Below are 26,133 nucleotides of genomic sequence, written 5' to 3'. Positions count from 1 at the left end.
CTAGAAAAAAAGTCATGCTGAACAAGTTTTGCGCATCTTTTTAGTAGATCCTGAAATAAATTCAGGATGACGACAAGACTGGATACCGTGGCGGGACCCACTAGTGTACGAACGTTGAAAAAAGGCTGTGTCATGCCGTGACTTGATCACGGCATCCAGGAAAATAAAGCCATATTAGACTTATTTTAGAATCTTTTTATGATATTATAAGCTGGATTCCGTGGTCGTAGCCACGGAATGACAGAATTTTTACCTCTTTATTTAAACGTTCGTACAGTAGTGGGCGGGGCCACGGTATGACAAGCGTTATACCCTTAAACTGAAAGAATATTTTAGAGTTTCAAATGTTAGAATTACCGATTATATCAATTAGTATTTTCCTGCCGCTGATAAGTGCATTATATATCATATTATTTATTAGCCAGAGCAAAAAGCCGAATAGGCAAATATATACAATGTATGTAGCGGTGCTTAGCTCTGTTTTAACTTTTATATCCACCATTTATATATTAATAGAATTTGATTCAAAAAATTCCTCTTATCAATTTGTTGAACGCTATAGTTGGATCGATAAAATCGGGCTTGAGTTCCATGTCGGCGTTGACGGTATATCAATATTATTTGTGGCTTTAACCTCTTTTCTTACGCTTATTTGTATAATAGCTAGCTTATTTACCGTTAAAAAATATATAAAAGAATATTTATTATGTTTTTTATTAATAGAATCGTTTTGTATCGGTGCATTTACTTCCATAAATTTATTATTATTTTATCTTTTTTTCGAGGTAATATTAATCCCGATGTATATTATTATCGGGGTATGGGGAGGGGAAAATAGAGTTTACGCTGCGCTCAAATTCTTTCTGTACACTTTCTTTGGTTCGGTATTTTTCCTGCTATCGTTAATCTATATTTATAGTAAATTTCATAGTTTTAATTTATTAGAGTTGGGCGGCTTGCTTACCGATTTACCGTTATTTGCACAGCAAATTTTATGGTGGGCAATTTTTATAGCTTTTGCCGTTAAGATTCCGATGTTGCCTTTCCATACTTGGCTTGCCGACGCTCACGTTCAAGCACCGACTGCCGGTTCGGTAATACTTGCGGGCATTCTGTTAAAGCTCGGCGGGTACGGCTTTTTGCGGGTGCTACTGCCTTTGCTGCCCATAGCTTCCAAAGAATTTGCCGTTTATGTGCTGGCTTTGAGTATTTTAGCAATAATATACGCGTCACTCGTTGCTTTAGCGCAGAAAGATATGAAGAAAATGATTGCCTATTCATCGGTTGCTCATATGGGATATGTCACGGCGGGTATCTTTAGTTTTACGGAAGCCGGAATTAAAGGGGCTTTGTTTCAAATGCTTAGCCACGGCGTGATATCTTCTTGCTTATTTTTGATAGTCGGCACTTTATATGAAAGACTCCATACGAAAGAAATAGCTCTCTATGGCGGGGTAGCAAGTAAAATGCCGTTGCTTGCCGTTTTTTTCATGATCGCGATGCTTGGTTCTGTCGGTTTGCCGGGTACTAGCGGTTTTATAGGAGAATTTTTAAGTTTGCTCGGTATCTATCACGTGAATATAATAGCTGCTTTTGCGGCGGCGCTTGGGGTAATTCTTGGGGCAATTTATATGCTAAAACTTTACAAAGAAGTAATGCTCGGTGAAATAACTAATAAAGAAATACTAAGTTTTAAAGATTTATATGCGTACGAAATAATCGCTATCGCTCCTTTATGTTTTTTGATTATTTATTTCGGTCTAATGCCAAACTCTATTTTCAAAGTCTTTAATTCATCCGTACAAAAATTAATGGTCAACTTTTTCTAAAAAATTCTTGCCCGCAATGAAGTTAAATATTATAGTTATATTATAAACTATAAATTAGAGAGGAAGTTATGAAAAATTTTGGAAAACAACTTGCGCATGAAATAGATAAAGGTACCAAGCAATTGGACAAAGAAGCGGATAAATTAGGTAAAGCTGCCGATCAATCTATTGAAAATAATACAGGCATTCATGTAAGTCATATTGCTAACCCTAATGCCTCCGATCATAAAAAAGCAGTACAAATTGCAAAAGAAAAAACCGGACTTGGCGGTGGCGGTACTTCGGAAAATCCTGAGAAGGTGGAGGTACACTTAGCCGGTGATAACCCTGATGCTACCCCTGAAGGGTAATTAATAAAAAACTTTTTCGATACCATTTGTAGGGTATTATTGGGTGGATAGGTCAGCATGTTCTATGTCATTCCCGGCCGAAGGCGGGGCTTTGTTGCATGGCTCTAAAAAAGTGCCGTATGTCATTCCCGCGTGGCATTGTTGCGTGGATAAGTTAACACACCTTCGATGTCATTCCCGCGAAGGCGGGAATCCAGAAAAAAATAGTCATCCTGAATTTATTTCAGGATCTATTACAAAAAGATGCTGAAACAAGTTCAGCATGACAATGAAAAGCCTGGATTGCCGCGCTCCTTTTAGTCGTGAACCATTATTATACAGCTAAATTCAGAAAGCTTCAGACAAGATAAATTTAAAGACGAGCTAAGCTACCGTACTAGAGTACGTGAGTACAGGCGAATGTCGAAAAATTTGCTTGTATCAAGCGATCGAGATGACGCTGTACTTGGTATTATTTTACAAAAATAATATACTTATATGAGATTAATTAAATTTATTATAGCCCTTTTTTGTAATATAAATCCATATTACTATTTTAGGCACTTTTTTTTTGCTGTTGCCCTGTCCACTGTAATTATACTAAATGGTGGAGTACGCTTTCAATTGGTTATAATGGTCGTCGTTTGTACGCTTCTATATCCGTACTCACGATTTGTATATGAGGCAATAATAGATATAATAATAGGCAACAATCTAACAACAGATGACAATACAATAGTAATTAATGTGACAATAAACGAAAATGAAAGTCTTTTTTCAATGATATTCAGGTTATGTTTTAAAGTTATAACAATGGCATTTTGTTTTTGCTTTTCTCCATTTATTGCACCGATAGGGCTATTATGGCTATATTTTCTACAAAGAAAAAAGAGAAATAGTGAGTTCTAGTGCTAGATGTTACCTGCACAGGTGTTGTTGTGTGATAGGCTAAGCATGCTCTATGTCATTCCCGCCGAAGGCGGGCGTTGTTGCATGGCTACCAGAATCGTCATTGCGAGGAGGCATTTATGCCGACGCGGCAATCCAGTTAAACATATTTTTATACTAAACTTGTTTAGTATTCTAATTAAATCCCTCATTACATTCGGGATAGCCTGGATTGCCGCAGCCACTTCGTGGCTTCGCAATGACGAGTTTTTTTATTAATTTTCGAGCCATGCAACAACGCCCCGAAGGCGGGAATCTAGAAAATAATAAATTTCATAGCATTTTGTACTAATTTTTTCCTGGATTGCCACGTCGGGACTTCGTCCCATAACTGTTGAAAGTGAATATAATTTAATTAAAATCTTACTACTAAAGCAAGAAATAACTACGGCAATATAACACTATTGGTAGCAATTTTTGCTTTATATAAAGAATATTTTATGCTTCTCGTTTCACTTTCAACACTGATGGACTACGTCCCTCCTCGCAATGACGATCTCTTAAGTCGGCGCCCATGCGCCTTGCCGGAATTACGCGTCTTTGAGTATTACTTCTTATCTCTTATTACATACACATAAGCGCGACATAAGCCTCATTCAAGTTATACTTACATACCCCCTCTTAATTTATTAATAAAATTTAAGTTTATAGAAATAAATATTGCTTAAATATTTATTTTCAGTAATAATTTAAGCCTTAAATTTTATAATTGGAGGATAAGTTATGTTTGATATTAATTCAAAATCAGTAGCTCACATGTTAGCTCAAATTAGAGCAAAACAATTAGCCACCAAGGATGTACAGGATAGATTACAAAAAAATATAGTTGAGTGTTGGGAAGATAGGAAAGATATTTCCGGTGAGAAATTAGTACAAGAAATTTCCGAAAAATTAAAAGATTTTTTAAATACTAGTAACTTACTAAACAACTTCCTAAAAGCTCAGGACGTAAATAATATCGGCTATCCTATAAAATTTAATAAAACTTCTTTACAATTGGATATGGCTAAGAAATGGGTTGAAAGCCAGGAAGAGGATGTAATCGGGCAAATAGAGAAAGGCGAGTTTTATCATAAATTAACTAATGATTCATCGTTTAATGAATTACCGACATTACAGTCGCCTAGCAGCGTTGCATATTGGGGTAACGAAAACCCTTCAGTCAGTTCAATCTTGCTTGCTAGTATTGCCGCTAGTTATGGGATAGAAGCAAATACTATACCGGGGGCCGCTACATTTTATCCTTTTTATAATTCTAATTATCAACTATCGGAGGATATAATATTATCATATCCTTTTGCTACCGAAGAAAGCATAACACTTTTCGGAGATTATCAATTTGGGGGTCATCGTTATTTTAATGAACAATTATTATTTGGTCCTGAAGATTGTTCTAGTAGTGTAGGTAAAGCAACCGGTCTTACTATTAAGCAAATAACAGGCATAAATACTACGGAAATTAGAAAAGCTTACTTGAATACGGGAAATGAATATAACTATAAGCCGGTTACTCTTTTAGAGGGTAAAAATATAAGCGATGAACAATTAAAATTAATTCAAAACGGTGATATTTACCTTTATAAAAGCCATACGGCAATTATTGCTAGCACTCCCGATAATAAGAGTAATATTACTAGTGTGCAGTTTAATAGGGATATAGATTGTGAAGAAAATAAACTTCTCGGTGGCGGAAGGTATGATTATAATTTAATTAATAAAGCACAAGAAGACTCTAACGCTCCTATCTATATCTTGCGTTCTAGCTTAGAACCATTGCATGAATCGTGTGCTTTAAATTACTTCGTAAGCAAAATTGATTATCAATACTCAGAATTATATCCCAACGGTCCTGATACGGATATAGTAGGGGATTGTGGAGTATTTTTTGGATAATCTGCAGTTATGGGATGATTAGGGTTCGGAAGATCAAATACAGCGTCATTCAGAAAGCTTCAGACAAGCGAATTTTCCAGAACTCGCCTGTACTCACGTATTTTTGACTGCTTGCGCAGACTCGTCTTTAAATTCATCTTGTCTGAAGCTTTCTGAATTTAGTTGTAAGTAACGATGTCATTCATAGCTGTGCCGCATAGACATTAGTTTAAGGAGTAAAAACGTAAGTCGTCATTGCGAGCCACTGCAGGGGTTGTTGCATGGCTCGAATTTTCGCTGTCATTCCCGCCTGCGCGGGACCTTGTTGCGTGGCTCGAAATCGTTACAAAAAACACCGTCATTGCGAAGCCACGAAGTGGCTGCGGCAATCCAGGCTATCCCGAATGTAATGAGGGATTTAATTAGAATACTAAACAAGTTTAGTATAAAAATATGTTTAACTGGATTGCCACGTCGGCATAAATGCCTCCTCGCAATGACGATTCTGGTAGCCATGCAACAACGCCCCTGCGCGGGAATGACATACTGCTGCTTTTTACTATCCACGTAACAATGCCTCTTACTAATGACGTGCGGATATATCCACGCGGATATTGCCGTCAGTCGTTTTAAAATTCAAAATCTTGTTATTCTAATTACAGTTAATCTCTATTTTTAATAGGCTAGGCCATATTTGTTCCCAACCTTTTACATGAGTAGTATTTGGGATAATTTTCTGCTTAACGCAAGGCGAATTACTAGCCTCTACATAGCGTTGTGCAATAAAGGGCGGCACTCTTTTATCCTCTGCGCCCGAAAGGTGTAATTGCGGGATGTTATTAACTTGAACGGCGTATTCTATTGGATTCAACGAACGAGATAAACAACCTCTGCCGTTATGAGTATTATCAAATGTAACGGTATCTAAATTACCGGCGATAGTTATTATATCCTTAACATTTTTATTTTTTACCGCAACCGTAACAGCAACTCCGCCACCGCCTGAAAAACCGATTAAGCTAAATTTCCGACCGTTATTTATGTTATTTATTACATCGTTAATAGAATCTACAACTTCTCGCCCTATTCTTTTTTCGATCCAATAAGTGTTCGAGCTGCATTTAGGATTTAACTCTAAAGGTGTATATTGACAAGGTCTCGCAATATAGACAATGTTAGGTCTGTTATCCATTATTGCAAGTTGTAATAACAGCGTGCTAAGAGGAGTCGGATTATCCGAGGTGACAGCATATTTTTCAGAAATATGACCGTCGCCTTCAATATAAAATACATAAGGTAAATTTTTATCGGTAATACGTTGATAAGTCGTAAGGATAAAATCGCCGCCTTTGACGTATTTAGGTTGAAAATTATTTTGAGTAGCCAGCGCTGCTGAATTTTTAGTTCTGGTAGCTACGTCCGGAGTACAGGCAAATAATAAAATGGATATAAAAAATAGCTTAATGGCGTTGGTAGTCATAATTTTTTATTTTAAATTGTTGCGTGGCTTCGATGTCATTCCTGCGAAAGCAGGAATCCAGAAAAATTAAACTAAAAATATAACGATAACTTACAGTTATATAGTAAAAAGCCTTACAAGCTAAGGCTTTTTAGCCTGGATTCCTGCTTTCGCAGGAATGACATCGAACGCTTTTTTCGGTCCACGCAGCAATGCCTTTAGCTAGGAATGACATAGAGCATGCTTAACCTGATCTACAGTTAAAAAGGTATCTCATCATCCAGATCGCTATGATCAAAGGAATTATTTTTATGTTCCGGTTGTTTTGCTTCCGTGTAATTGTCTGAACTATTATTGCCGGAATTTCTGCTATCTAATAATATCAATTGAGAATTAAAGTTTTGTAGCACCACTTCGGTAGTATATTTTTCTTGCCCTGAATTATCGTTCCATTTTCTAGTTTGCAAACTACCTTCCAGATAAATTTTAGCGCCTTTTTTTACATAACTTTTTACAATTGATACTAACCCTTCGCTAAATATTACGACTCTATGCCATTCCGTTCTTTCTTTTTTTTCACCGGTATTGCGATCTTTCCAACTTTCGGTTGTCGCTATAGAAAAATTTGCTATTTCTTTCCCTTCGCCGGTTGTTCTAATTTCCGGATCACGTCCTAAATTACCTATTAATATTACTTTATTTAAGCTACCAGCCATAGATCACTACCTATTAAAAATATTATTATTGCAATAATAAAATAAAAGAGCCTATAATACTACTGTTTTTTAAAAAATATCTTAAAAAATTTCAGTAAATATATGGTTCAAGTATGGTTCAAGAATATATTAAGGTCCGCGGGGCTAAAGAACATAACTTAAAAAATATAAGTGTCGATATCCCCAGAAACCGATTTGTCGTTATTACGGGCCTTAGCGGTTCAGGTAAATCTTCATTGGCATTTGATACGATTTATGCCGAAGGTCAAAGGCGCTATGTCGAAAGCTTATCTTCTTATGCAAGACAATTTTTGCATTTGCAGAATAAACCCGATGTCGAATCGATTTCAGGTTTGTCGCCTGCTATAGCAATCGATCAAAAAACGACATCTAAAAATCCTCGTTCTACCGTCGGAACTATAACTGAAATTTATGATTATTTGAGATTATTATATGCAAGGGTAGGAATTCCTTATTCCCCTACCACGGGCTTACCTATCCATAGCCAAACCGTTTCCGAAATGGTAGATATAATTAATGAACTGCCTAAAGGTACGAAATTATACTTATTAGCGCCGATTATTAGAGGGCATAAAGGAGAATTTAAACGTGAAATTCTCAATTTAAGAAAACAAGGTTTTCAAAAGTTAATTGTTAACGGCGAAGTTTGCGAGATCGATGATTTACCGAAATTAGATAAAAATAAGAAACATAATATAGAAGTAATAGTCGATAGAATAGTTTTAGAGGATAATTTAGGTAATAGGTTAGCCGATAGTTTAGAGAGTTCTCTTAAGTTGGCGGAAGGCATAACTTACTTAGAAATCGTTGAATTACCGGTAGGAGTGAAGACAAAATTTGAGAAAAATCAACGTATTACCTTTTCGGAAAAATATTCTTGTCCGGTATCAGGTTTCCAGCTTACGGAAATTGAGCCGAGAATCTTTTCGTTTAATAGCCCTTTCGGTGCTTGTCAAAAATGCGAAGGGATAGGAAAAGAGTTTTTCTTTGACCGCGATTTAATTGTTCCCGACCCACGAGTTTCCATTAAAGACGGCGCTATTATCCCTTGGGGAAGCACTACCTCCAAATTTATTTTTGAGACGTTAAAAGCATTAGCGGATCATTATAAATTTTCTATTAATGTACCTTTTTCGAGCTTATCGAATAAGGTAAAAGAAATTTTATTTAACGGTTCGGAAGAAGAAGCAATAAAATTTGAATATCATGACGGTTCTAAAACTCAAATAATAGAGCAACCCTTTGCCGGAATAATACCGAGTTTGAAAGAAAAAGATCGTACGGTAGAATCTCTTTTGATTAAAGAAGAATTAACGAAATTTAAATCGGAACATAAATGTACGGCTTGCCAAGGTTATAGATTAAGAGAAGAATCGTTATGTATTAAAATAGCCGATCTTCATATCGGTAAAGTAGCAGCACTTAGTATCGCACAATTGCAAGACTGGTTTAGTCATCTAGAAGAAAAATTAAATAAAAAACACTTATTTATTGCCGAGCGAATATTAAAAGAAATTAACGAGAGGTTAAAATTCTTAATGAATGTCGGGCTTGATTATTTGACGTTAGCCAGAGAATCAGGAACTTTATCAGGCGGAGAAAGCCAACGTATCCGCCTTGCTTCGCAAATAGGTTCGGGTCTTAGCGGGGTTTTATATGTGTTAGATGAGCCGTCTATCGGTTTACATCAGCGAGATAATACTAGATTAATTGAGACCTTAAAAAGGCTTAGAGATCTCGGCAACACTGTTTTAGTAGTTGAGCATGATGAAGAAACAATGTATGAAGCCGATCATATTATTGATATAGGACCCGGAGCCGGTATCCACGGCGGGCGGGTTATTGCCGAAGGTACTGCCGAAGAGATAAAACATTTTGAAGAAAGTATCACGGGGCATTATTTAAGCGGTCGACAATCTATTGCAGTACCAACCGAGAGGCGACCCGGACACACTAATAGAGTTATAGAATTAATAGGGGCTACTTCTAATAATTTAGATAATGTCGATATAAAAATCCCGCTCGGTACGTTTACCGTTATAACGGGCGTATCAGGAAGCGGCAAATCAAGCTTGATGATTCATACATTATATAAAGCTGCCTTAAAGCATTTGGAGCCGACTGCAAAAGTCTTTTCAGGAAAATACCGAGAACTTAGGGGGCTTGAATATATTGATAAAATTATCGACATTAATCAATCCCCGATCGGTCGAACGCCGAGGTCTAACCCTGCTACTTATACCGGAGCATTTACTCATATTAGAGATTGGTTTGTAGAGTTACCCGAATCAAAAGCTAGAGGCTATAAAGTGGGAAGATTTTCCTTTAATGTCAAAGGGGGGAGATGTGAATCATGTCAGGGTGACGGATTAATTAAAATTGAAATGCATTTTTTACCGGATGTTTATGTAAAATGTGACGTTTGTAATGGTTATAGATATAATAGAGAAACGTTAGAAATAAAATATAAAGGAAAATCTATTGCCGAAATATTAATGATGACGGTAGAAGATGCAATGAAATTTTTTGATAAAATACCGCTGATTTATGAAAAACTTATAACTTTAAATGAGGTAGGTCTCGGTTATATAAAAATCGGTCAATCCGCTACTACCCTTTCGGGTGGAGAGGCGCAACGAGTTAAGCTTGCTAAAGAATTATCAAGGCGCTCAACCGGCAAAACTCTTTATATACTCGATGAACCGACTACCGGTCTTCATGTCGATGATATTAATAAATTATTAAAGGTATTACATAAACTTGTTGATATGGGTAATACCGTGCTGGTCATCGAGCATAATTTAGATGTTATAAAAACAGCGGATTACATTATAGACGTAGGACCTGAAGGCGGCGATAAAGGCGGCAAAATAGTTATATGCGGCTCTCCGCAGGATGTTGCTGCTTGCCCTGCGAGCCATACCGGTAGGTATTTAAAGGATTATTTGACGGGAAGGTAAAGTATATGTCATACCGTGGTCAAGCCCACTACTGTACGAACGTTGAAAAAAGGCTGTGTCATGCCGTGACTTGATCACGGCATCCAGGAAAATAAAGCCATATTAGACTTATTTTAGAATCTTTTTATGATATTATAAGCTGGACTGAAGTGGTCGTAGCCACGGAATGACAGAATTTTTACCTCTTTATTTAAACGTTCGTACAGTAGTGGGTCAAGCCGGCGTTGTTGCATGGATTAGAAATTGCCATAAAAAGGGTGTCATTCTAGCTAAAGGCGGGAATCCAGATTTTTTCTTGTCATGCTGAACTTGTTTCAGCATCTCTTTATGCAGTAGATCCTGAAATAAATTCAGGATGACTTTAAAAGTATTTTCCTGGATGGCCACGGCGCCAAGAGGCGCCTCGCCATGACGGCTTGGGTATCCTATGCAACAACGCCCCGTTTTCACGGGAATGACACCGAAGATGTTTTATATTACGTAACAACATCAATATTACTAATTTCTTCTATTACCTAAAAATCTAAGCAAATATAGGAACAGATTAATAAAATCTAAATAGAGATTGAACGCTGCCATAATGGATAGTTTCTGTCCAAGTTCATCATTGCCGGCCGTATAATACATGGATTTAATTTTCTGCGTATCCCAAGCAATTAATCCCATAAATACCACGACGCCGACGATAGAAGTAGCAAAACTTATTGCCGAGCTTTGTAAAAACATATTCACTAATGATACAAGAATAAGTCCTATAAGTCCCATAGCGAAAAAAGACCCGATCGATGTTAAATCTTTATTCGTATTGTAACCGTATAGACTCATTCCACCAAAGACGGAAGCGCAAATAAAGAAAGTACGCGCTATTGATTCGCCCGTATATATAAGGCTTAAGTAAGAAAGTGACATACCGGTTAGAGCGGCATAAACCCAAAACAGCGTTTGCGCCGTTTGTAGACTCATCTTGCCGAAACCCATAAAAAAGTATAAAGCAATGCCTAAAGGGGCAAACATTATGACGGTGCCGAAACCGGTTTGAAACATCAAATTAGCAAGAGGCTCATATGAAACGGTAGCAATCGCCGTTACTCCTGTTAACAAAAGTGCTAAAGCCATGTAGTTATAAACTTTCAACATGTATTTTCTAAGCCCTTCATCGAAAGACTTATTTTTTGATGAAACCGTAAAAGTTTTCGTGTAATCTAACATAAACAAACCTACTTAAAAAATTAAGTTATTATTTCCAATATTATAATCTTTCAAAGTCTCTTTTTCAAGTAATAATTAATCTAATTTGATTTTATGTTAAAAATTGTTTACAGGGGAAAAAGATGTAGTTATTTTAATATAGCTTAAACACCGTCATTGCGAGGAGGGGTGTTGCGTGGATACCCCAAACGTCATTGCGAGCGACTGAAAGGAGCGCGGCAATCTAGAAAATAATAAATTTCATAGTATTTTTTGCTAGATTGCCACGTCGGGACTACGTCCCTCCTCGCAATGACGGGGGATTTCGATCCACGCAACAATGCCTCTTCGCAATGACGATTTTAGTATCCACGTAACAATGCTTTGCGAGGAGGGGGAGATAGATGCCTCTGTGGTGGAACGGTAGACACGGTAGACTCAAAATCTACTGCCCTAAAGGCGTGCTGGTTCAAGTCCGGTCAGAGGCACCGCTTTTTAAACGAATTTAGAGTTAAGTCGTTATCCGGTGACAAATAAATTTTATAGTAGGATTATTATCGGCAAAAGGTTAATAATTAAATAAAATGTTCTTGTGTAACCCTCTATATTTCGTATATAGATAATATTAAAGTATAAACTTAAAACTTCTTATGAAATTAATAAAATTACTGAGTATTCTTTTAATTATCGGTTTTTCCTTAAGTGGCTGTAAAAGCAAAAAAACGGATAACGATTTAGTAACTCCGGTCGAAGAGCTTTACAACGGCGGTGTTGCTTTATTGCAAAAACAAAAATATCTAAAAGCTTCCGAGGAATTCGGTAAGGTTTTTTATCAGCATCCGGGTAACGAATTTACTCCTAGGGCCGAGTTAATGCAAGCCTATTCCTTGTTTTTAGCTTCTCAATATGATGAAGCGATTGATGTGCTGGATGTTTTTATTACTCTGCATCCGGCTAACGAAGATATTGCTTATGCCTATTACCTTAAGGCATTATCATATTATATGCTAATCTCGAACGTGAATCTTGATCAATCAAGAACTTTCTTAGCTAAAAGAAGTTTTGAGGACGTAATTTTAAAATTCCCTAAAACCAAATATGCTATTGATGCGTCTTTAAAAATTGATTTAGTAAACGATCATTTAGCAGGCAAGGAAATAGCCGTCGGGCGTTATTACCTAAATGAAAAAAACCCGATAGCGGCGATTAATAGATTTCAGCAAGTCGTCGATAATTATCAAACTACGTCTCATACTGCGGAAGCGCTTTATCGCCTCGTTGAAAGTTATATAATGCTTGGATTACCTGATGAAGCTAAAAAATATGCTTCGGTACTTGGATATAATTATCCGAATAGTCAGTGGTATTCTTACGCCTATAAATTAATTAAAGGTTCTTTAGGCGGGTAAATCATGCTGGATAGTCTTTCAGTTAAAAATTTTATTCTGATAGACCAGCTAGATATTGAGTTTAAAAAAGGTTTATGTGTTATTACCGGCGAAACAGGTGCAGGTAAATCTATTTTACTCGATGCTATTTTATTTTGTTTGGGTTACTCTTCCGGTAATGTAATAAAGCACGGTAAAGATTACGCTATTGTTAACTTAGTTTTTTCTTTAAATGAAGAAGTAAAAAACTTTTTGACACAAGCATTTATTAAATATGATGACATACTACTTATTAAATGCACACAAACCCCGAATAATCGAAAAATTTTTTTCATTAATGACCAAGTAGTTAACAAAACTACTATGCAACAATTAGCGGATCATTTACTAGAGCTTCACGGACAAAATAATAATACTTCTCTGTTAGACCTATCTACCCATCTAGATATCTTAGATAATTACGGCGGGCTTTTAGCAGCACGTTTAGAGCTTGCTAAATGTTTTTATGATTGGCAAAATATCCTCAAAGAAATTGCTAAAATCACCGCGGAAAAAAATTCTATAGATCAAGAAATCGACTATTTAACTTTTGTAATTGAAGAATTAACAAAGCTTGATGTGATAATCGGCGAAGAAGAAAAGCTGGTAAATATCAGGAAAAATTTACAAAATCGTGATAAAGAATTGCAGTTAATTAAAGATATTTCCGAGCAAATTAATAATCCTGAAATAAACGGTGCAATTAACAAGGCGGAGAGATTGCTTGCGCGCTCTACTGCTCAAAACGAAAAATTTGTAAATATTGCGACAGATTTAGAAGAGGCTTATAATAATTTAGAAGAAGCTAGGGAAAAATTAGCCGCCATTGCCGATAATTTTAATCAAAATGAACATAATCTTGACGAAATAGAAGAAAGATTATTTTTAATAAAGGCAGCTGCCCGCAAATATAATGTTCGTCCTGATGAAATAGGAGCATTTTTAGATAAATCACTAGGACAATTAAATATATTGAAAAATAAAGTAGCAAGTGCCGAAGAATTAAATACAAAACAGTTTGCTAAGCAAGCAGAATATTATAATATAGCGCAAAATATATCGGTTAAACGCCGCTTTGCTGCTGAAAGTCTTGAAAAAATAGTACAAAAAGAGCTGGGGCAGCTTAAAATGAAAAAAGCAATTTTTAAGATAGATATAGCTACCAAAAGTGATCCGACGGCTACGGGGCTTGATAATATTAGTTTTATGGCGTCTACTAATCCCGGGATGAGTATTGCGCCGATTAATAAAATTGCTTCCGGCGGAGAATTATCAAGATTTATGTTGGCTTTGAAAACATCTTTATTTGATAAGCAAATAAAATCCACTATTATATTTGATGAAATAGATGCAGGAATCGGCGGAGAAGTTGCCGATAAAGTCGGAGAACGGCTAAAAAATTTGGGATCGATCGCGCAAGTTATAGTTATAACTCATCAGCCGCAAATAGCCGGTAAAGCCGATCATCATATTATGGTTAACAAATTACAATTAGAAGAAAGGACGGAAGTTACGGTAAAAATTTTGAATATTTTAGAAAGACAAAGAGAGCTGGCGCGCATGATCTCCGGACAGTCTATTACGGATGCTAGTTTGATGGCGGCGAAGGAATTAATGTAAGAAATATTGTTGAGTAGTGGTATTGTGGAGGCGTTGTTGCGCGGGTCAAAAACTCTACGTCATTGCGAAGAGGGACGGTCGTTGTTGCATGGCTCAAATTTTTGCAAAGTGTTCGGTGTCATGCCGTGGCTTGACCCACTACTGTACGAACGTTGAAAAAGGCTGTGTCATGCCGTGACTTGATCACGGCATCCAGGAAAATAAAGCCATATTAGACTTATTTTAGAATCTTTTTATGATATTATAAGCTGGATTCCGTGGTCGTAGCCACGGAATGACAGAATTTTTACCTCTTTATTTAAACGTTCGTACAGTAGTGGGCTTGACCACGGCATCCGGTCTTTTTATTAAGGCTTTTTCTGGATACCGTGGTCAAAGCCGCGGTATGACAATTTTAAGCGATTTTAACCATCCACGCGAAGCATTGCCTCCTCGCAATGACGATTCCGGTAGCCATGCAACAACGCTTACAGCTTCTCGCAATGATAATTCCGATATTCACGTAATAATATCGGAATAACGTTTCAAATTAACAGAGTATCATTTATGAATAATTATACAAAACTAGAAAATGAATTTTTAAAAATTTCACATATTAATAATGCGCTTGATATACTTTATTGGGATATATCGACCAATATGACTGTCGGGTCGGCAGAAAGTCGTACTAATGAAATAGTAACTTTAACTTCGTTAGTACATGGGATGTTAAAATCTAATGAGCTAAATGACTTAGTCGGTAGAGCTAAAGAAGAAATAAAGGAGCTGAATAATTGGCAAATAGCCAATATTAGAGAGATGGAAAGGAATATATTAGATGCAAATTGCATTGATGATGAATTACAGAAGAAAATTGTTGCAGTTACTACCGAATGTGAATTAGTTTGGCGAAAAGCGCGAGCAAATAATGATTATAATCTGTTTAAACCGCATTTGCAAAAAGTGCTTAATTATACGAAGGAACTAGCTAAAGCGCGGGCTAGCACATTTAATTGCGGGGTGTATGATGCTCTAATTGATATGTACGATCCTAATAGGAAAAGTGCAGAGATTAGAGAAGTTTATAAGATACTAAAGAAAAATATTCCGGAATTGATAGGCAAAGCCTTAGAAAAACAGAAAAGTGAAGAAATAATAGTAAGCAGTAATAAAGTAAGCGCGGATATACAAAAAAATATAGGAAAGCGTATTATGGAAATAATGCAGTTTGACCTTACTAAAGGGCGGCTTGATGAATCATTACATCCTTTTTGCGGCGGCACTTCGGATGATGTGCGGCTAACAACTAGATATGACGAGAATAATTTTATTTCCGGATTAATGGGGATTATCCACGAAACGGGACATGGTTTATATGAGCAGAATTTACCGAGTCTGTATAAAAATCAACCGGTAGGAACGGCAAAAGGTATGGCTTTTCATGAAAGCCAATCTTTATTTATGGAAATGCAAGTAGGAAGGTCAAAAGAATTTATAGAATTTTTGGCTAAAATTTTAAGGGATGAATTCGCTTTTAAAGGCGCGGAATTTTCCGCCGATAATCTTTATAAAAAAGTAACAAGGGTTAAACCGGATTTTATAAGAGTCGATGCCGATGAAGTCACTTACCCGATGCATGTAATATTAAGATTTGAGCTTGAGGAATTGCTTATTGAAGGTGATTTAAATCTTGATGAATTACCTAAGTTTTGGGATACTAAAATGCAAGAATATTTAAATATTAAACCGGAAACGGTTAGTAAAGGTTGCCTGCAAGATATACATTGGTCGAACGGCAGTTTCGGTTATTTTCCTGCTTATACTAACGGGGCAATTATCGCTTCGATGTTAATGAAAAAAGCACAGGAAACGCATGATAATATTAAGCAAGATATTTTAAAGGGCGAATTTAGTAATTTAAATAAATTCTTAAATAGTAATATTAGAAATTTCGGTTCGTTAAAAAATTCTAATGATTTATTAAAAGATGCCACGGGCGAAGAAAAAATTAATCCCGACATATATATAAAATATTTGGAAAAAAAGTATTTGTAACGTTGTCATACCGTGGCTTGACCGGTGTTGTTACATGGCTACCGGAATCGTCATTGCGAGCGGCCGGAAGCCTTGTTGCATGGCTCGAATTTTCGATGTCATTCCCGCGAAAGCGGGAATGACATAAGAGTATAGGGAATGACACCGAACACGCTTTAATCTATCCACACAACAATGCCATCAAAAAAATAAAAACCTAAAAAGGAAAAATTTCAGAAATATGACATCATTAAAATACAAGCGGGTTTTGCTTAAAGTTTCAGGCGAGGCCTTGATGGGAGAAAAACAATTCGGTCATGAATATAGTGTAATAAGAAAAATTGCCGAAGATATAAAAGAGGTTATTGACCTAGGCGTAGAAGTTTGTATTGTAGTCGGCGGCGGCAATATTTATCGCGGTATTAATGCCGCTTTTGTCGGGATGGAAAGAGCCTCGGCCGATTATATCGGGATGCTTGGGACGGTCATTAATGCCTTGACTCTACAAAACATCATGGAAAGCCTCAATATATACACTAGAGTATTATCGGCAATTCCCATGATGAGTGTATGCGAGCCGTATATTCGCCGTCGGGCAAAAAGGCATATGGAAAAAGGGCGAGTAGTAATTTTTGCCGGCGGTACCGGTAATCCGTTTTGCACAACCGATAGCGCGGCAGTGCTTCGGGCAATCGAAATGAATTGCGATATTTTAATGAAAGCAACGCAAGTTGACGGTGTATATGATTCCGATCCGAAGAAAAACCCCGCGGCTAAAAAATATTTCACTATTAGCTATAAAGATGTTATAACTAATAACCTACAAGTTATGGATATGGCAGCCATTGCGGTTGCTAGAGAGAATAAGTTACCTATAAAAGTATTTTCTATAAAAGAACAAGGAAATTTTGCTAAAGTAATACAGGGCTTAGGTGAGTATACGACAATAGAGGAAATATAATATACTACTCGTGAATGAAGGATTTGAGGACTGTCACCCCGTGGTCAAGCCACGGTATGACAACTTTTCATTTACAAGCAGTATACCAAATCAGAATTAAATATACGGATAAAATATTATGGATAAAGCAACTCTGAAGAAAGATTTACAAGAACGAATGGAAAAAGCTTTAAAAGTTTTAGACCATGAACTTAAAGGCTTACGTACCGGTAGAGCTTCGGTTAACTTACTCGATAGCGTAGTAGTGGAAGCTTACGGCGATAGGATGCCATTATCTCAAATATCAAGCTTGTCAACACCTGATGCAAGGACAATTGTCGTGCAAGTTTGGGATAAAGAAATGGTAAAGTCCGTAGAGAAAGCAATTACCGAGGCAAATCTCGGTTTAACTCCTGCCGCCGACGGTCAGTTAATTAGGTTAGCTATTCCGAGTTTAACGGAAGAGCGCCGTAAAGAGCTGGCAAAGCTTGCTCATAAATATGGCGAAAATACTAAAATTTCTTTGCGTAATATCAGAAGAGACGGGAATGAAGAATTAAAGAAATTGGAAAAAGATAATATCATTGCTAAAGACGAACATCATAATTTATCTGAAGAAGTACAGAAATTAACTGATGAATTTAGTAATAAGGTAGATTCTGCAGTGAAACAAAAAGAGCAAGAAATATTGACTGTTTGATGCTCGATGTCATTCCTGCGAAGGCATTGTTGCATGGCTCTTGAAAAGCACTAAGTTGTCATACCGGGGCTTGTCCCCGGTATCCAGAAAAAAACTTAGTAAAAGACTGGATACCGTGGTCAAGCCCACTACTGTACGAACGTTTAAATAAAGAGGTAAAAATTCTGTCATTCCGTGGCTACGACCACGGAATCCAGCTTATAATATCATAAAAAGACTCTAAAATAAGTCTAATATGGCTTTATTTTCCTGGATGCCGTGGTCAAGCCACGGCATGACACAGCCTTTTTTCAACGTTCGTACAGTAGTGGGTCAAGCCACGGTATGACACCGAGTGCTTTGAAACATTCGATCCATGCAACAAAGCCCCGCTTTCACGGGAATGACATAAATTGAATCTATACTGACAAAATAAAATGACAAAATTAGTTAGAGATTTAATTCCAGAAATTATCTTAAAATCAGGCAGAATACCGGTTACTCATATTGCTGAATCAGGTGAGTATAAAGAATTATTAAAAAATAAACTACTAGAAGAAGTAGAAGAATTTTTACAAGATGAGTATATGGAAGAAGTTGCTGATATATTAGAAGTACTTGAAACAATCTGTAATATTAATGACTATAAACTAAAAGATATATTAAAAATTAAAAAACAAAAAAAGAAAGTTAATGGTGGTTTTGATAATAAGATAGTTTTAGAAAAAATAACTAATTAGCTTTTATGCCTTAATGAAATAAAGGAGTCATGCAATAAAGCCAGCTACGGGATATTGTATCACTGGCTGTATCCCGGATATAGCTCACAAGTCGCGGTATGACATACTATAAATTATGCTGATAAAACCACTACCACTCAAAATAATAAAATTATGATCACACAAGAAGAAGTGCAAAAAATAGCGAAGCTAGCAAGGCTAAAATGTGAAGGAGAAAAAATAGTCGAATTTACGGATCAGTTAAGTAAAATTATGGATATGATTGATATCTTAAATGAAATTGATTGCGAAGATGCTAAACCTTTAACCTCGGTTTGCGATATGACTGCTAGAACCAGAAAAGATGAAGTAACCTCTGCAGATATTTTAGATGAGTTATTTAATAATGTCCCAGGAGAGCAAGCGGAGCTTGCTCGTGAAGTAAAATATTTTATTGTTCCAAAAGTCGTTGAGTAAATTATGTCAGAACTAACTAAATTAACCGTAGCAAATGCTTTAAAAGGTTTAAAAAATAAAGAATTTTCAAGTCAAGAATTAGTTAATTCTCATATCAAGCAGATAGAAAAGCATAAAAATTTAAATGCTTATGTTACCGAAACTTTTGATATAGCTTTGCAGTCTGCTAAAATCGCCGATCAAAATTACGGTAAAAATGAAGCAAGACCGCTTGAAGGGATACCGATTGCCGTAAAAGACCTTTTTTGTACTAAAGGTGTACGAACTACTGCTTGCTCTAAAATTCTTAGTAATTTTATACCTAATTATGAATCTACCGTTACGAAAAATATTTTTGATAAAGGCGGGATTATGCTCGGCAAAACCAATATGGACGAGTTTGCTATGGGTTCCGCCAATATTAATAGTTATTTCGGTAATGTTATTAGCCCCTGGAAAGCTAAAGGCGATAATGCCGATTTAGTACCGGGGGGATCATCAGGCGGATCGGCTGCGGCAGTGAGCGCATTCTTAACTATGGCGGCTTTGGGTAGCGATACGGGCGGGTCGGTACGTCAACCTGCTAGTTTTACGGGTCTTGTGGGCTTTAAGCCGACTTACGGGCGTTGCTCAAGATACGGTATGGTTTCTTTTGCCAGCTCTCTTGATCAAGCCGGTATTCTTACCAGAAGCGTTGAAGATAGTGCTTTGATGCTTGAGGCAATGATGGAATTTGACGAGAAAGATTCAACTTCAATTCAAGCTGAAGTGCCAAAGTTAATTCCTGCTTGCGGTGCTTCTATCAAAAACATGAAAATAGGCGTGCCTTTGAATCTTACGGAAGATAATATAATAGAGCCGGATATTATGAAAATGTGGCATAATGCAATTGACTTATTAAAAAGTGAAGGTGCCGAAATTGTTGATATTTCTCTGCCGTACGCTAAATATGCCGTTGCCGTTTATTATGTAATAGCACCCGCCGAAGCTTCTTCAAATTTGGCAAGATATGACGGCGTTAGATATGGTTTTAGAGTTTCCGAGCAAAACATGACTCTTGATCAAATGTATGAGATGACTAGAACAGCCGGCTTCGGCGATGAGGTAAAACGCCGTATTATGATTGGGACATATGTATTGTCCTCGGCTTTTATGGATGCTTATTACTTAAAAGCTCAAAAAGTGCGCAGGTTAGTTCTTAATGATTTTAAAAATGCTTTTATGGATGTTGACGCTATTTTGTTACCTTCTACACCGACAGAGGCCTTTAAAATCGGTGAAAAACAAGATAACCCTACCACTATGTATATAAATGACTTATTTACCATCCCTGCAAGCCTTGCCGGATTGCCGTGTGTTTCTGTTCCGGCTGCTTTATCGAGTAGAGGGCTGCCTCTAGGTATGCAAATAGTCGGTAAACATCTTGATGAATATAATGTTTTAAAAGTAGCTGCTGCCATTGAAAAAGGCATGAAAAATATCAATTTTACACCGGAAGGTTTCTAATTATGGCATATATTAAACCTCTTCCCAAACTCGCTTATTCTCAGGAATTTGAAGGAGATACTTCACCTCAAACCGCAGCGTACTTTAATGTACGTGAGGATTCGAGTCTAGGTGCGACGTACAAATTACCAGAAGAAGTAGAGTTTCGTAAGAGGTTTATTAAAGGTAACACAGGTAAATGGGAATATGTAATCGGGCTTGAAATTCATGCTCAAATTTCTTCAGAGTCAAAACTTTTTTCCGGTAGCTCAACAAAATTTGCGGCAGCTCCTAATTCACAAGTTTCTTTTATTGATGCCGCAATGCCCGGCATGCTACCGGTATTAAATGAATATTGTGTGCATCAAGCAATTAAAACCGGTCTTGGGTTAAAAGCTCGTGTTAACCGTTATTCGGTATTTGATCGGAAAAATTATTTTTATGCCGATTTACCGCAAGGCTATCAAATTTCACAATTTTATTATCCGATAGTGCAGGAAGGCAGCCTAGATATTATAACGGAAGAAGCAGGGCTTAAAACTGTTCGGATTAATCGTTTGCATTTGGAGCAAGATGCCGGTAAATCAATGCATGATCAATCGCCTTATTATAGTTTTATTGATTTAAACAGGGCAGGGATCGGCTTAATGGAGATAGTAACCGAACCGGATTTATCATCGCCTGATGAGGCAGCTGAGTTTGTTAAAAAACTTAGAAATTTACTACGTTATATAGGTAGCTGCGACGGCGATATGGAGAAAGGTTCCATGCGCTGTGATGCTAATATATCGGTAAGGCGCAGCGGCGAGCCACTTGGGACAAGATGCGAGATTAAAAATATCAATTCAATTCGTAATATTATCAAAGCTATTGAGTTTGAAGCGGCAAGGCAAGTAAAGCTAATTGAAGGCGGTGAGAGCGTAATTCAAGAAACACGTTTATTTAACGCCGATAGCGGTGAGACAAGAACAATGCGATTAAAAGAAGAGTCGCATGATTACAGATATTTCCCCGATCCTGATTTGTTACCGGTTATTATATCGCAAGAATTAATAGATAAATTAGCTGCCGACTTACCGGAGCTTCCGGATCAGAAAATTGAGAAATATATCAACAAGTTCGGTTTAAGCAAATATGATGCCGAAGTAATCGTTGCCGATGAGTCGGTCGCTAATTATTTTGAGATAGCTGCCAATTTATGTAGCCCTAAGATTCTTGCTAATTGGTTGACGAGTGAATTATTTGGGCAGTTAAATAAAGCATCGATTAGTATCAATGAATGTAAAATTATGCCGGAAAATTTTGCTAAATTAATTAAGCTAATAGAAGATGACGTTATTTCCGGAAAAATCGCCAAAACGGTTTTTGAAGTTATGTTTGCAAGCGGGCAGGCGGCAGAAAAAATAATAGAAGAGCAAGGCTTAGTACAAGTATCGGATGCAAATATACTTACTTCTATAATAGATGAAATATTAGCTGACAATATGGACTCTGTTGAATCATATAGAAGCGGTAAAGATAAATTACTCGGTTTCTTTGTCGGTCAAGTGATGAAAAAAACAGAAGGAAAAGCAAATCCGTCACTGGTGAATCAGTTGTTGAAAGAGAAATTAAAAGGGCGAAGCTAGCGTAATTATTTAGGATATCATTCCCGCGTGGCACAGGCGTTGTTGCGGCTACCGGAATCGTCATTGCGAGCGACTGGAAGCCTTGTTGCGTGGCTCGAAAATTGCTATATTTTGGGTATTCTTTAAAAGTACCGCGATGTCATGCCGTGGCTTGACCACGGCATCCAGTCAGGCTTTTTAATTTTTTCTGGATACGGTGGTCAAGCCCACTACTGTACGAACGTTGAAAAAAGGCTGTGTCATGCCGTGACTTGATCACGGCATCCAGGAAAATAAAGCCATATTAGACTTATTTTAGAATCTTTTTATGATATTATAAGCTGGATTCCGTGGTCGTAGCCACGGAATGACAGAATTTTTACCTCTTTATTTAAACGTTCGTACACTAGTGGGTCAAGACACGGTATGACAATTTTAAGCGATTTTAACCATCCATGCAACAACGCCGCGACTGGAAGCCTTGTTGCGTGGCTCGAAAAAAGTGCGGTATGTCATTCCCGCGTAGGCGGGAATCCAGAAAAAACACTTTTAAGTCATCCTGAATTTATTTCAGGATATCTTTTAATAGATGCTGAAACAAGTTCAGCATGACATAAGCAAGGCTGGGTTCTCGTTTTCACGGGAATGACATCGAAAATTCGAGCCACGCAACAACGCCGCGACTGGAAAGAGCGCGGCAATCTAGAAAATAATAAGTTTCATAACATTTTTTTCTATTTTTTCCTGGATTGCCACGTCGGCACTTTGTGCCTCCTCGCAATGACGATCTCTTAAGTTGACACTCATGCGCCTTCGCAGGAATGACAATTTTTTTACAACTACTTAACCTCCTGGGCGGTTGGTTTACATAAAAATCTACCTAAGCAAAGGAATGAATACAACCCGCTTAGACCGATAAGGATATAAAGTATTTTTGTAACGCCGGTCATTGAGCCGAGTAAATACGTTACTAAATTAAAATCAAAGATACCGATAAGCCCCCAATTTATTGCTCCTATTGAAGATAGTAAGCTTGCAATGGAAGTAACAGGGGCGCAAGAAGTATTTATTAACATATTCTAACCTCTTATTGAATGATTATTATTTAATAATCATTTCCTATTTTGTAATTAAAGTCTATTTAATTCTTAATTAAATTATAAATTATTATTTTAAATCAGGGTTAAAATGAGAGAAATTATATATTATATGGAATTTTTATATCCGAGGCGTGAATAGGAAAATCTTTTATATTTCTAGTGATTAATAAACTATTATTATACTTAGCGGTTGCCCATATTATAGCATCAGGTAACTTAATTTTATATTCTTTTCTAATAGCTACGGCAATTTCTGCAATTTCTTCATTTAAACTAATTACGGTAAAATTATCTAGAAATTTCTTTGTAATTTCTTCCGTATCTTCTGATGTACCGACTAGTATTTCCATTTTAGTGATTATACTGATTTGTGGATTTTTATATTGCTTGAGTTCATTACTTGCGGGTAATTTACCTAGCAAATAATCTATTAATATATTAGTATCAAATACTGCTTTCATTTTTTCCATTCCTCTCGTAATTTAGATTGATATGTTAAACTGTCTAATTTCTTATCTTTCCAAATACCAAAGGCAGATTCATAACTTTTTTTGCTTTCGGTATAATCAGTAATATAATTGGTTACGGCTTGCCTTACAATTTGTGCTCTTGATATTTTCTTTTTTTGAGATAATTGATCTAAAATTTTAATTTGTGTATCAGGAATGTCAATAATAGTTCGCATAGTAAGCCTCCTTATGTATGTTATCATTATCTGATATAACATAACGTTTTTTTTTACAAAAGTAAATGGTTTAAAAAATAAAAAATTATGAGTAAATACCGACGTAATAATGCCACTAAAAGTAGAATATGCTTATTTATAATATAATTGTAAGTTTTTTTTGAAAATCAAGTTGACTTATGCAAATATTTAGCTAAAATCACGGCCGGAATAGTTGAAAAGCTGTTCCAGGGTGCAACAGGCTTTGTTGCATGGATCGAAAATTGCTATATTTTGGGTATTCTTTAAAAGTACCGCGATGTCATGCCGTGGCTTGACCACGGCATCCAGTCAGGCTTTTTAATTTTTTCTGGATACCGTGGTCAAGCCACGGTATGACAAGTTTTAAGCGATTTTAACCATCCATGCAACAACGTCGGTGCAACAACGTCGCGACCGGAAGGAGTACGGCAATCTAGAAAATAATAATTTCCATAGCATTTTTTGCTATTTTTTCTTAGATTGCCACGGAGATAGCTAGCATCTCCTCGCAATGACGGGGTAAGATCGAGCCATGCAACAACGCCGCTTGGAGTTAAAGCATGACTTATAGCTATGAGAGGTATCACGGAAAGATAAAAATATAGCAGTGTATAAGTTATTGATTTTTGTAAATTCTTTGTGCATGGTGCCGGATATCGGATTTGAACTGATGACCTACCGCTTACAAGGCGGTTGCTCTACCACTGAGCTAATCCGGCATGAATATCTACAGTTTTGTAGAAGGATATGACAAGAGAAAAACTTGTCATTGTGAAGGGGTGTTGCGTGGATATCGGAATCGTCATTGCGAGGAGGGACGTAGTCCCGACGTGGCAATCTAATATTCGTCATGCTGAACTCGTTTCAGCATCTTTGTAATAGATCCTGAAATAAATTCAGGATGACTTTTTTCCTAGATTGCCGCGCTCCCTTTGGTCGCTCGCAATGACGTTTGGGGTATCCATGCAACAAAGCTAGGGGTATTCGTGGATACCGGAATCGTCATTGCGAGGCGGGGACGTAGTGCCGCCGCGGCAATCTAATATTCGTCATGCTGAACTCGTTTCAGCATCTTTGTAATAGATCCTGAAATAAATTCAGGATGACTATTTTTCCTGGATTGCCGCTCTAGACTTCGTCCCTCCGGCGTTGTTGCATGGCTCGAATTTTTGATGTCATTCCCGCGAAAGCGGGAATGGCATACTGCTGCTTTTATCGAGCCATGCAACAACGTCGTGACTGGAAGGAACACGGCAATCTAGAAAATAATAATTTCCATAGCATTTTTTGCTATTTTTTCTTAGATTGCCACGTCGATGCTACGCATCTCCTCGCAATGACGGGGTAAGATCGAGCCATGCAACAACGCGCTTCCCTTCTCGCAATGACGGGTTTTTGGTATTAATTTTTTGATCCAGGCGACAACGCCCATTGCCTACCGTAATTACGAGCTTTATTCCTTAAACTTACGCCTTCTTAGCTTCTTTTTTACTAGGTTTAGGCTTTTGAGCCTTTGCCTTAATTTCTATTTTTTTCTTAATTGAAGTAGGAAGAGCAACGCCGGCTTCTTCGATAAATCTAGCGACACGTTCGGTAGGCTGTGCGCCTGTACCTAACCAATATTCTATACGGTCTAACTTTAAAACTACACGGCTTGCATCTTCTTTTGCAAGCATCGGGTTATAAGTACCGACTTTTTCTAAAAAATTGCCGTCACGCGGTGCCGTTACATTAGCTACCACCACTCTATAATAAGGACGTTTTTTTGCTCCACCTCTAGCTAAACGGATTTTTACTGCCATATATACTCTAATAAATACTATTTTATTTTTTCTTCTTTGAAAACAACATGTTTTCTAACTACTTTATCATATTTACGAAAAGAAAGCTTTTCGGTTAGAGTTTTCGGGTTACGTTTTTTTACCCAAAAAACTCCGGTACCTGCGGTACTTACCAGCTTCACTAAAATATTTTTATTTTTTTTGGCCATTATTACAAACCTTAAATCAGGATATTATTTAAATATTATTCTAAAAAGAAGCAGAATAAAACTAAATCA

Annotated in this window: 40 protein-coding genes, 2 tRNA genes and 1 pseudogene; 24 read left to right on the top strand and 19 right to left on the bottom strand. The window is 36.9% G+C overall.

From position 1 onward, the window contains the following. Positions 1 to 12: 12 nt before the first annotated feature. Positions 13 to 150 (bottom strand): hypothetical protein, encoded by a 138-nt coding sequence (locus tag AAGD64_RS08735; RefSeq protein WP_341793133.1) that lies wholly within the window; start codon positions 148 to 150, stop codon positions 13 to 15. Positions 151 to 344: 194 nt separating this feature from the next. Here AAGD64_RS08735 and AAGD64_RS08730 point away from each other — a divergent pair, with 194 nt between their 5' ends. The 4 genes and pseudogenes from AAGD64_RS08730 to AAGD64_RS08715 form a co-directional block, all read left to right on the top strand. Further along, the gene (locus tag AAGD64_RS08730) at positions 345 to 1,829 is read left to right on the top strand and encodes an NADH-quinone oxidoreductase subunit M (protein WP_341793132.1); all 1,485 of its coding nucleotides are present in this window, start codon (positions 345 to 347) and stop codon (positions 1,827 to 1,829) included. 68 nt (positions 1,830 to 1,897) lie between these two features. Continuing rightward, on the top strand, positions 1,898 to 2,179 hold the full coding sequence (locus AAGD64_RS08725; RefSeq protein ID WP_341793131.1) for a hypothetical protein: 282 nt from the start codon (positions 1,898 to 1,900) through the stop codon (positions 2,177 to 2,179). Positions 2,180 to 2,222: 43 nt separating this feature from the next. Further along, positions 2,223 to 2,429 (top strand): hypothetical protein, encoded by a 207-nt coding sequence (locus AAGD64_RS08720; RefSeq protein WP_341793130.1) that lies wholly within the window; start codon positions 2,223 to 2,225, stop codon positions 2,427 to 2,429. A 65-nt stretch (positions 2,430 to 2,494) separates the two neighbouring features. After that, a pseudogene (locus tag AAGD64_RS08715) lies at positions 2,495 to 2,647 on the top strand (palindromic element RPE3 domain-containing protein); the annotation flags it as partial. A 470-nt stretch (positions 2,648 to 3,117) separates the two neighbouring features. Here the strand turns inward: AAGD64_RS08715 and AAGD64_RS08710 are convergent. Beyond that, positions 3,118 to 3,291, bottom strand: a complete 174-nt coding sequence (locus tag AAGD64_RS08710) for a hypothetical protein (protein ID WP_341793129.1) — start codon at positions 3,289 to 3,291, stop codon at positions 3,118 to 3,120. 538 nt (positions 3,292 to 3,829) lie between these two features. Between AAGD64_RS08710 and AAGD64_RS08705 the strand changes: the two genes are divergently transcribed. Together AAGD64_RS08705 and AAGD64_RS08695 are read left to right on the top strand one after the other, a co-directional pair. Then, positions 3,830 to 4,999 carry a hypothetical protein gene (locus AAGD64_RS08705; RefSeq protein WP_341793128.1) on the top strand — a complete coding sequence of 390 codons (1,170 nt, stop codon included), beginning with the start codon at positions 3,830 to 3,832 and terminating at the stop codon, positions 4,997 to 4,999. Positions 5,000 to 5,255: 256 nt separating this feature from the next. Then, complete coding sequence (locus AAGD64_RS08695) at positions 5,256 to 5,549, top strand: hypothetical protein (RefSeq protein ID WP_341793127.1); 294 nt, start codon at positions 5,256 to 5,258, stop codon at positions 5,547 to 5,549. 81 nt (positions 5,550 to 5,630) lie between these two features. Here the strand turns inward: AAGD64_RS08695 and AAGD64_RS08690 are convergent, their stop codons facing one another. After that, positions 5,631 to 6,458, bottom strand: a complete 828-nt coding sequence (locus AAGD64_RS08690; RefSeq protein ID WP_253308453.1) for an alpha/beta hydrolase — start codon at positions 6,456 to 6,458, stop codon at positions 5,631 to 5,633. A gap of 239 nt (positions 6,459 to 6,697) precedes the next feature. Further along, entirely contained in the window at positions 6,698 to 7,153 is a 456-nt protein-coding gene (ssb, locus tag AAGD64_RS08685) for a single-stranded DNA-binding protein (RefSeq protein ID WP_341793126.1), read from the bottom strand. 113 nt (positions 7,154 to 7,266) lie between these two features. Here ssb and uvrA point away from each other — a divergent pair, with 113 nt between their 5' ends. Then, positions 7,267 to 10,134 (top strand): excinuclease ABC subunit UvrA, encoded by a 2,868-nt coding sequence (gene uvrA / locus AAGD64_RS08680; protein WP_341793125.1) that lies wholly within the window; start codon positions 7,267 to 7,269, stop codon positions 10,132 to 10,134. Between the two features lie 213 nt (positions 10,135 to 10,347). Here the strand turns inward: uvrA and AAGD64_RS08675 are convergent, their stop codons facing one another. The 3 genes from AAGD64_RS08675 to AAGD64_RS08665 all read right to left on the bottom strand — a co-directional run bounded on the left by AAGD64_RS08675 (position 10,348) and on the right by AAGD64_RS08665 (position 11,764). Then, the gene (locus AAGD64_RS08675) at positions 10,348 to 10,521 is read right to left on the bottom strand and encodes a hypothetical protein (protein ID WP_341793124.1); all 174 of its coding nucleotides are present in this window, start codon (positions 10,519 to 10,521) and stop codon (positions 10,348 to 10,350) included. Positions 10,522 to 10,632: 111 nt separating this feature from the next. Further along, the gene (locus AAGD64_RS08670) at positions 10,633 to 11,343 is read right to left on the bottom strand and encodes a Bax inhibitor-1/YccA family protein (protein WP_253308457.1); all 711 of its coding nucleotides are present in this window, start codon (positions 11,341 to 11,343) and stop codon (positions 10,633 to 10,635) included. 274 nt (positions 11,344 to 11,617) lie between these two features. Beyond that, positions 11,618 to 11,764, bottom strand: coding sequence for a hypothetical protein (locus AAGD64_RS08665; protein WP_341793123.1), 147 nt, complete (start codon positions 11,762 to 11,764; stop codon positions 11,618 to 11,620). On the opposite strand from AAGD64_RS08665, the gene AAGD64_RS08660 reads away from it, so the two are divergent. From AAGD64_RS08660 to AAGD64_RS08635, 6 genes are all read left to right on the top strand, one after another. After that, positions 11,729 to 11,810, top strand: a tRNA-Leu gene (locus AAGD64_RS08660). The genes AAGD64_RS08665 and AAGD64_RS08660 overlap by 36 nt on opposite strands. 162 nt (positions 11,811 to 11,972) lie before the next feature. Further along, entirely contained in the window at positions 11,973 to 12,731 is a 759-nt protein-coding gene (locus AAGD64_RS08655) for an outer membrane protein assembly factor BamD (RefSeq protein ID WP_253308458.1), read from the top strand. A 3-nt stretch (positions 12,732 to 12,734) separates the two neighbouring features. Continuing rightward, the gene (gene recN / locus AAGD64_RS08650; protein ID WP_341793122.1) at positions 12,735 to 14,369 is read left to right on the top strand and encodes a DNA repair protein RecN; all 1,635 of its coding nucleotides are present in this window, start codon (positions 12,735 to 12,737) and stop codon (positions 14,367 to 14,369) included. Positions 14,370 to 14,378: 9 nt separating this feature from the next. Continuing rightward, positions 14,379 to 14,525 (top strand): hypothetical protein, encoded by a 147-nt coding sequence (locus AAGD64_RS08645; protein ID WP_341793121.1) that lies wholly within the window; start codon positions 14,379 to 14,381, stop codon positions 14,523 to 14,525. 166 nt (positions 14,526 to 14,691) lie between these two features. Next, positions 14,692 to 14,889 carry a hypothetical protein gene (locus AAGD64_RS08640; RefSeq protein ID WP_341793120.1) on the top strand — a complete coding sequence of 66 codons (198 nt, stop codon included), beginning with the start codon at positions 14,692 to 14,694 and terminating at the stop codon, positions 14,887 to 14,889. 26 nt (positions 14,890 to 14,915) lie between these two features. Next, a complete protein-coding gene (locus tag AAGD64_RS08635; RefSeq protein ID WP_341793119.1) occupies positions 14,916 to 16,403 on the top strand; it encodes a carboxypeptidase M32 in 1,488 nt (495 codons plus the stop codon). Here AAGD64_RS08635 and AAGD64_RS08630 read toward each other — a convergent pair. Next, the gene (locus tag AAGD64_RS08630) at positions 16,357 to 16,548 is read right to left on the bottom strand and encodes a hypothetical protein (protein ID WP_341793118.1); all 192 of its coding nucleotides are present in this window, start codon (positions 16,546 to 16,548) and stop codon (positions 16,357 to 16,359) included. The two genes, AAGD64_RS08635 and AAGD64_RS08630, sit on opposite strands and share 47 nt — an antisense overlap. A gap of 75 nt (positions 16,549 to 16,623) precedes the next feature. On the opposite strand from AAGD64_RS08630, the gene pyrH reads away from it, so the two are divergent. Together pyrH and frr are read left to right on the top strand one after the other, a co-directional pair. Beyond that, positions 16,624 to 17,343 carry a UMP kinase gene (gene pyrH, locus AAGD64_RS08625; protein ID WP_341793117.1) on the top strand — a complete coding sequence of 240 codons (720 nt, stop codon included), beginning with the start codon at positions 16,624 to 16,626 and terminating at the stop codon, positions 17,341 to 17,343. Positions 17,344 to 17,461: 118 nt separating this feature from the next. Further along, entirely contained in the window at positions 17,462 to 18,022 is a 561-nt protein-coding gene (gene frr, locus AAGD64_RS08620; RefSeq protein WP_341793116.1) for a ribosome recycling factor, read from the top strand. 9 nt (positions 18,023 to 18,031) lie between these two features. On the opposite strand, the gene AAGD64_RS08615 is transcribed toward frr, so the two are convergent. After that, positions 18,032 to 18,193, bottom strand: a complete 162-nt coding sequence (locus AAGD64_RS08615) for a palindromic element RPE4 domain-containing protein (protein WP_341793115.1) — start codon at positions 18,191 to 18,193, stop codon at positions 18,032 to 18,034. 87 nt (positions 18,194 to 18,280) lie between these two features. On the opposite strand from AAGD64_RS08615, the gene AAGD64_RS08610 reads away from it, so the two are divergent. From AAGD64_RS08610 to gatB, 5 genes are all read left to right on the top strand, one after another. Then, positions 18,281 to 18,418, top strand: coding sequence for a hypothetical protein (locus AAGD64_RS08610; RefSeq protein ID WP_341793114.1), 138 nt, complete (start codon positions 18,281 to 18,283; stop codon positions 18,416 to 18,418). 20 nt (positions 18,419 to 18,438) lie between these two features. Then, on the top strand, positions 18,439 to 18,741 hold the full coding sequence (locus tag AAGD64_RS08605) for a nucleoside triphosphate pyrophosphohydrolase (RefSeq protein WP_341794222.1): 303 nt from the start codon (positions 18,439 to 18,441) through the stop codon (positions 18,739 to 18,741). 153 nt (positions 18,742 to 18,894) lie between these two features. Beyond that, a complete protein-coding gene (gene gatC, locus AAGD64_RS08600; RefSeq protein WP_253308464.1) occupies positions 18,895 to 19,197 on the top strand; it encodes an Asp-tRNA(Asn)/Glu-tRNA(Gln) amidotransferase subunit GatC in 303 nt (100 codons plus the stop codon). A gap of 3 nt (positions 19,198 to 19,200) precedes the next feature. Further along, a complete protein-coding gene (gatA, locus tag AAGD64_RS08595) occupies positions 19,201 to 20,682 on the top strand; it encodes an Asp-tRNA(Asn)/Glu-tRNA(Gln) amidotransferase subunit GatA (protein WP_341793113.1) in 1,482 nt (493 codons plus the stop codon). Positions 20,683 to 20,684: 2 nt separating this feature from the next. Continuing rightward, positions 20,685 to 22,289 carry an Asp-tRNA(Asn)/Glu-tRNA(Gln) amidotransferase subunit GatB gene (gene gatB / locus AAGD64_RS08590; protein WP_341793112.1) on the top strand — a complete coding sequence of 535 codons (1,605 nt, stop codon included), beginning with the start codon at positions 20,685 to 20,687 and terminating at the stop codon, positions 22,287 to 22,289. Positions 22,290 to 22,594: 305 nt separating this feature from the next. Here gatB and AAGD64_RS08585 read toward each other — a convergent pair whose 3' ends face one another. Next, positions 22,595 to 22,729 carry a hypothetical protein gene (locus AAGD64_RS08585; protein WP_341793111.1) on the bottom strand — a complete coding sequence of 45 codons (135 nt, stop codon included), beginning with the start codon at positions 22,727 to 22,729 and terminating at the stop codon, positions 22,595 to 22,597. On the opposite strand from AAGD64_RS08585, the gene AAGD64_RS08580 reads away from it, so the two are divergent. Beyond that, the gene (locus tag AAGD64_RS08580; protein ID WP_341793110.1) at positions 22,695 to 22,880 is read left to right on the top strand and encodes a hypothetical protein; all 186 of its coding nucleotides are present in this window, start codon (positions 22,695 to 22,697) and stop codon (positions 22,878 to 22,880) included. The genes AAGD64_RS08585 and AAGD64_RS08580 overlap by 35 nt on opposite strands. A 33-nt stretch (positions 22,881 to 22,913) precedes the next feature. Continuing rightward, entirely contained in the window at positions 22,914 to 23,063 is a 150-nt protein-coding gene (locus tag AAGD64_RS08575; RefSeq protein ID WP_341793109.1) for a hypothetical protein, read from the top strand. Between the two features lie 44 nt (positions 23,064 to 23,107). Here the strand turns inward: AAGD64_RS08575 and AAGD64_RS08570 are convergent, their stop codons facing one another. From AAGD64_RS08570 to AAGD64_RS08560, 3 genes are all read right to left on the bottom strand, one after another. Continuing rightward, positions 23,108 to 23,344, bottom strand: a complete 237-nt coding sequence (locus AAGD64_RS08570; RefSeq protein WP_253308467.1) for a DUF378 domain-containing protein — start codon at positions 23,342 to 23,344, stop codon at positions 23,108 to 23,110. 122 nt (positions 23,345 to 23,466) lie between these two features. After that, entirely contained in the window at positions 23,467 to 23,838 is a 372-nt protein-coding gene (locus AAGD64_RS08565; RefSeq protein WP_341793108.1) for a type II toxin-antitoxin system VapC family toxin, read from the bottom strand. Beyond that, positions 23,826 to 24,053, bottom strand: a complete 228-nt coding sequence (locus AAGD64_RS08560) for a CopG family transcriptional regulator (protein ID WP_253308469.1) — start codon at positions 24,051 to 24,053, stop codon at positions 23,826 to 23,828. The genes AAGD64_RS08565 and AAGD64_RS08560 overlap by 13 nt, the downstream gene beginning before the upstream one ends. A gap of 214 nt (positions 24,054 to 24,267) precedes the next feature. On the opposite strand from AAGD64_RS08560, the gene AAGD64_RS08555 reads away from it, so the two are divergent. Next, positions 24,268 to 24,396, top strand: a complete 129-nt coding sequence (locus AAGD64_RS08555; RefSeq protein ID WP_341793107.1) for a hypothetical protein — start codon at positions 24,268 to 24,270, stop codon at positions 24,394 to 24,396. 19 nt (positions 24,397 to 24,415) lie between these two features. Here the strand turns inward: AAGD64_RS08555 and AAGD64_RS08550 are convergent, their stop codons facing one another. After that, complete coding sequence (locus AAGD64_RS08550; RefSeq protein WP_341793106.1) at positions 24,416 to 24,661, bottom strand: hypothetical protein; 246 nt, start codon at positions 24,659 to 24,661, stop codon at positions 24,416 to 24,418. A gap of 57 nt (positions 24,662 to 24,718) precedes the next feature. Beyond that, positions 24,719 to 24,793, bottom strand: a tRNA-Thr gene (locus AAGD64_RS08545). Here AAGD64_RS08545 and AAGD64_RS08540 point away from each other — a divergent pair. Next, positions 24,794 to 24,916, top strand: coding sequence for a hypothetical protein (locus AAGD64_RS08540; RefSeq protein ID WP_341793105.1), 123 nt, complete (start codon positions 24,794 to 24,796; stop codon positions 24,914 to 24,916). It abuts the tRNA gene before it with no gap. 197 nt (positions 24,917 to 25,113) lie between these two features. On the opposite strand, the gene AAGD64_RS08535 is transcribed toward AAGD64_RS08540, so the two are convergent. The 4 genes from AAGD64_RS08535 to rpmG are packed head-to-tail and all read right to left on the bottom strand — an operon-like array spanning position 25,114 to position 26,064. Continuing rightward, positions 25,114 to 25,326: a hypothetical protein gene (locus AAGD64_RS08535; protein ID WP_341793104.1), complete on the bottom strand. Its 213-nt coding sequence runs from the start codon at positions 25,324 to 25,326 to the stop codon at positions 25,114 to 25,116. A gap of 48 nt (positions 25,327 to 25,374) precedes the next feature. After that, the gene (locus tag AAGD64_RS08530) at positions 25,375 to 25,506 is read right to left on the bottom strand and encodes a hypothetical protein (RefSeq protein ID WP_341793103.1); all 132 of its coding nucleotides are present in this window, start codon (positions 25,504 to 25,506) and stop codon (positions 25,375 to 25,377) included. A 34-nt stretch (positions 25,507 to 25,540) separates the two neighbouring features. Continuing rightward, complete coding sequence (gene rpsP, locus AAGD64_RS08525; protein ID WP_253308470.1) at positions 25,541 to 25,876, bottom strand: 30S ribosomal protein S16; 336 nt, start codon at positions 25,874 to 25,876, stop codon at positions 25,541 to 25,543. Positions 25,877 to 25,893: 17 nt separating this feature from the next. After that, positions 25,894 to 26,064 (bottom strand): 50S ribosomal protein L33, encoded by a 171-nt coding sequence (gene rpmG, locus AAGD64_RS08520; RefSeq protein WP_253308471.1) that lies wholly within the window; start codon positions 26,062 to 26,064, stop codon positions 25,894 to 25,896. Positions 26,065 to 26,133 lie beyond the last annotated feature (69 nt).

It is taken from the genome of Rickettsia endosymbiont of Ceutorhynchus obstrictus, assembly GCF_964026565.1.
Classification (GTDB): Bacteria; Pseudomonadota; Alphaproteobacteria; order Rickettsiales; family Rickettsiaceae; genus Rickettsia.
This window is presented reverse-complemented; position numbering and strand designations above follow the sequence as displayed.

Coding starts and splice junctions, on each gene's coding strand:
- ssb (WP_341793126.1), bottom strand. CDS start 7,153: ATGGCTGGTAGCTTAAATAAAGTAATATTAATAGGTAATTTAGGACGT.
- AAGD64_RS08530 (WP_341793103.1), bottom strand. CDS start 25,506: ATGGGCGTTGTCGCCTGGATCAAAAAATTAATACCAAAAACCCGTCAT.
- rpsP (WP_253308470.1), bottom strand. CDS start 25,876: ATGGCAGTAAAAATCCGTTTAGCTAGAGGTGGAGCAAAAAAACGTCCT.
- AAGD64_RS08575 (WP_341793109.1), top strand. CDS start 22,914: ATGACATCGAAAATTCGAGCCACGCAACAACGCCGCGACTGGAAAGAG.
- AAGD64_RS08670 (WP_253308457.1), bottom strand. CDS start 11,343: ATGTTAGATTACACGAAAACTTTTACGGTTTCATCAAAAAATAAGTCT.
- AAGD64_RS08580 (WP_341793110.1), top strand. CDS start 22,695: ATGACAATTTTAAGCGATTTTAACCATCCATGCAACAACGCCGCGACT.
- AAGD64_RS08540 (WP_341793105.1), top strand. CDS start 24,794: ATGAATATCTACAGTTTTGTAGAAGGATATGACAAGAGAAAAACTTGT.
- gatA (WP_341793113.1), top strand. CDS start 19,201: ATGTCAGAACTAACTAAATTAACCGTAGCAAATGCTTTAAAAGGTTTA.
- uvrA (WP_341793125.1), top strand. CDS start 7,267: ATGGTTCAAGAATATATTAAGGTCCGCGGGGCTAAAGAACATAACTTA.
- pyrH (WP_341793117.1), top strand. CDS start 16,624: ATGACATCATTAAAATACAAGCGGGTTTTGCTTAAAGTTTCAGGCGAG.
- AAGD64_RS08615 (WP_341793115.1), bottom strand. CDS start 18,193: ATGACAGAATTTTTACCTCTTTATTTAAACGTTCGTACAGTAGTGGGC.
- AAGD64_RS08690 (WP_253308453.1), bottom strand. CDS start 6,458: ATGACTACCAACGCCATTAAGCTATTTTTTATATCCATTTTATTATTT.
- gatC (WP_253308464.1), top strand. CDS start 18,895: ATGATCACACAAGAAGAAGTGCAAAAAATAGCGAAGCTAGCAAGGCTA.
- AAGD64_RS08605 (WP_341794222.1), top strand. CDS start 18,439: ATGACAAAATTAGTTAGAGATTTAATTCCAGAAATTATCTTAAAATCA.
- gatB (WP_341793112.1), top strand. CDS start 20,685: ATGGCATATATTAAACCTCTTCCCAAACTCGCTTATTCTCAGGAATTT.
- AAGD64_RS08725 (WP_341793131.1), top strand. CDS start 1,898: ATGAAAAATTTTGGAAAACAACTTGCGCATGAAATAGATAAAGGTACC.
- recN (WP_341793122.1), top strand. CDS start 12,735: ATGCTGGATAGTCTTTCAGTTAAAAATTTTATTCTGATAGACCAGCTA.
- AAGD64_RS08635 (WP_341793119.1), top strand. CDS start 14,916: ATGAATAATTATACAAAACTAGAAAATGAATTTTTAAAAATTTCACAT.
- AAGD64_RS08565 (WP_341793108.1), bottom strand. CDS start 23,838: ATGGAAAAAATGAAAGCAGTATTTGATACTAATATATTAATAGATTAT.
- AAGD64_RS08570 (WP_253308467.1), bottom strand. CDS start 23,344: ATGTTAATAAATACTTCTTGCGCCCCTGTTACTTCCATTGCAAGCTTA.
- AAGD64_RS08560 (WP_253308469.1), bottom strand. CDS start 24,053: ATGCGAACTATTATTGACATTCCTGATACACAAATTAAAATTTTAGAT.
- rpmG (WP_253308471.1), bottom strand. CDS start 26,064: ATGGCCAAAAAAAATAAAAATATTTTAGTGAAGCTGGTAAGTACCGCA.
- AAGD64_RS08705 (WP_341793128.1), top strand. CDS start 3,830: ATGTTTGATATTAATTCAAAATCAGTAGCTCACATGTTAGCTCAAATT.
- AAGD64_RS08730 (WP_341793132.1), top strand. CDS start 345: ATGTTAGAATTACCGATTATATCAATTAGTATTTTCCTGCCGCTGATA.
- frr (WP_341793116.1), top strand. CDS start 17,462: ATGGATAAAGCAACTCTGAAGAAAGATTTACAAGAACGAATGGAAAAA.
- AAGD64_RS08655 (WP_253308458.1), top strand. CDS start 11,973: ATGAAATTAATAAAATTACTGAGTATTCTTTTAATTATCGGTTTTTCC.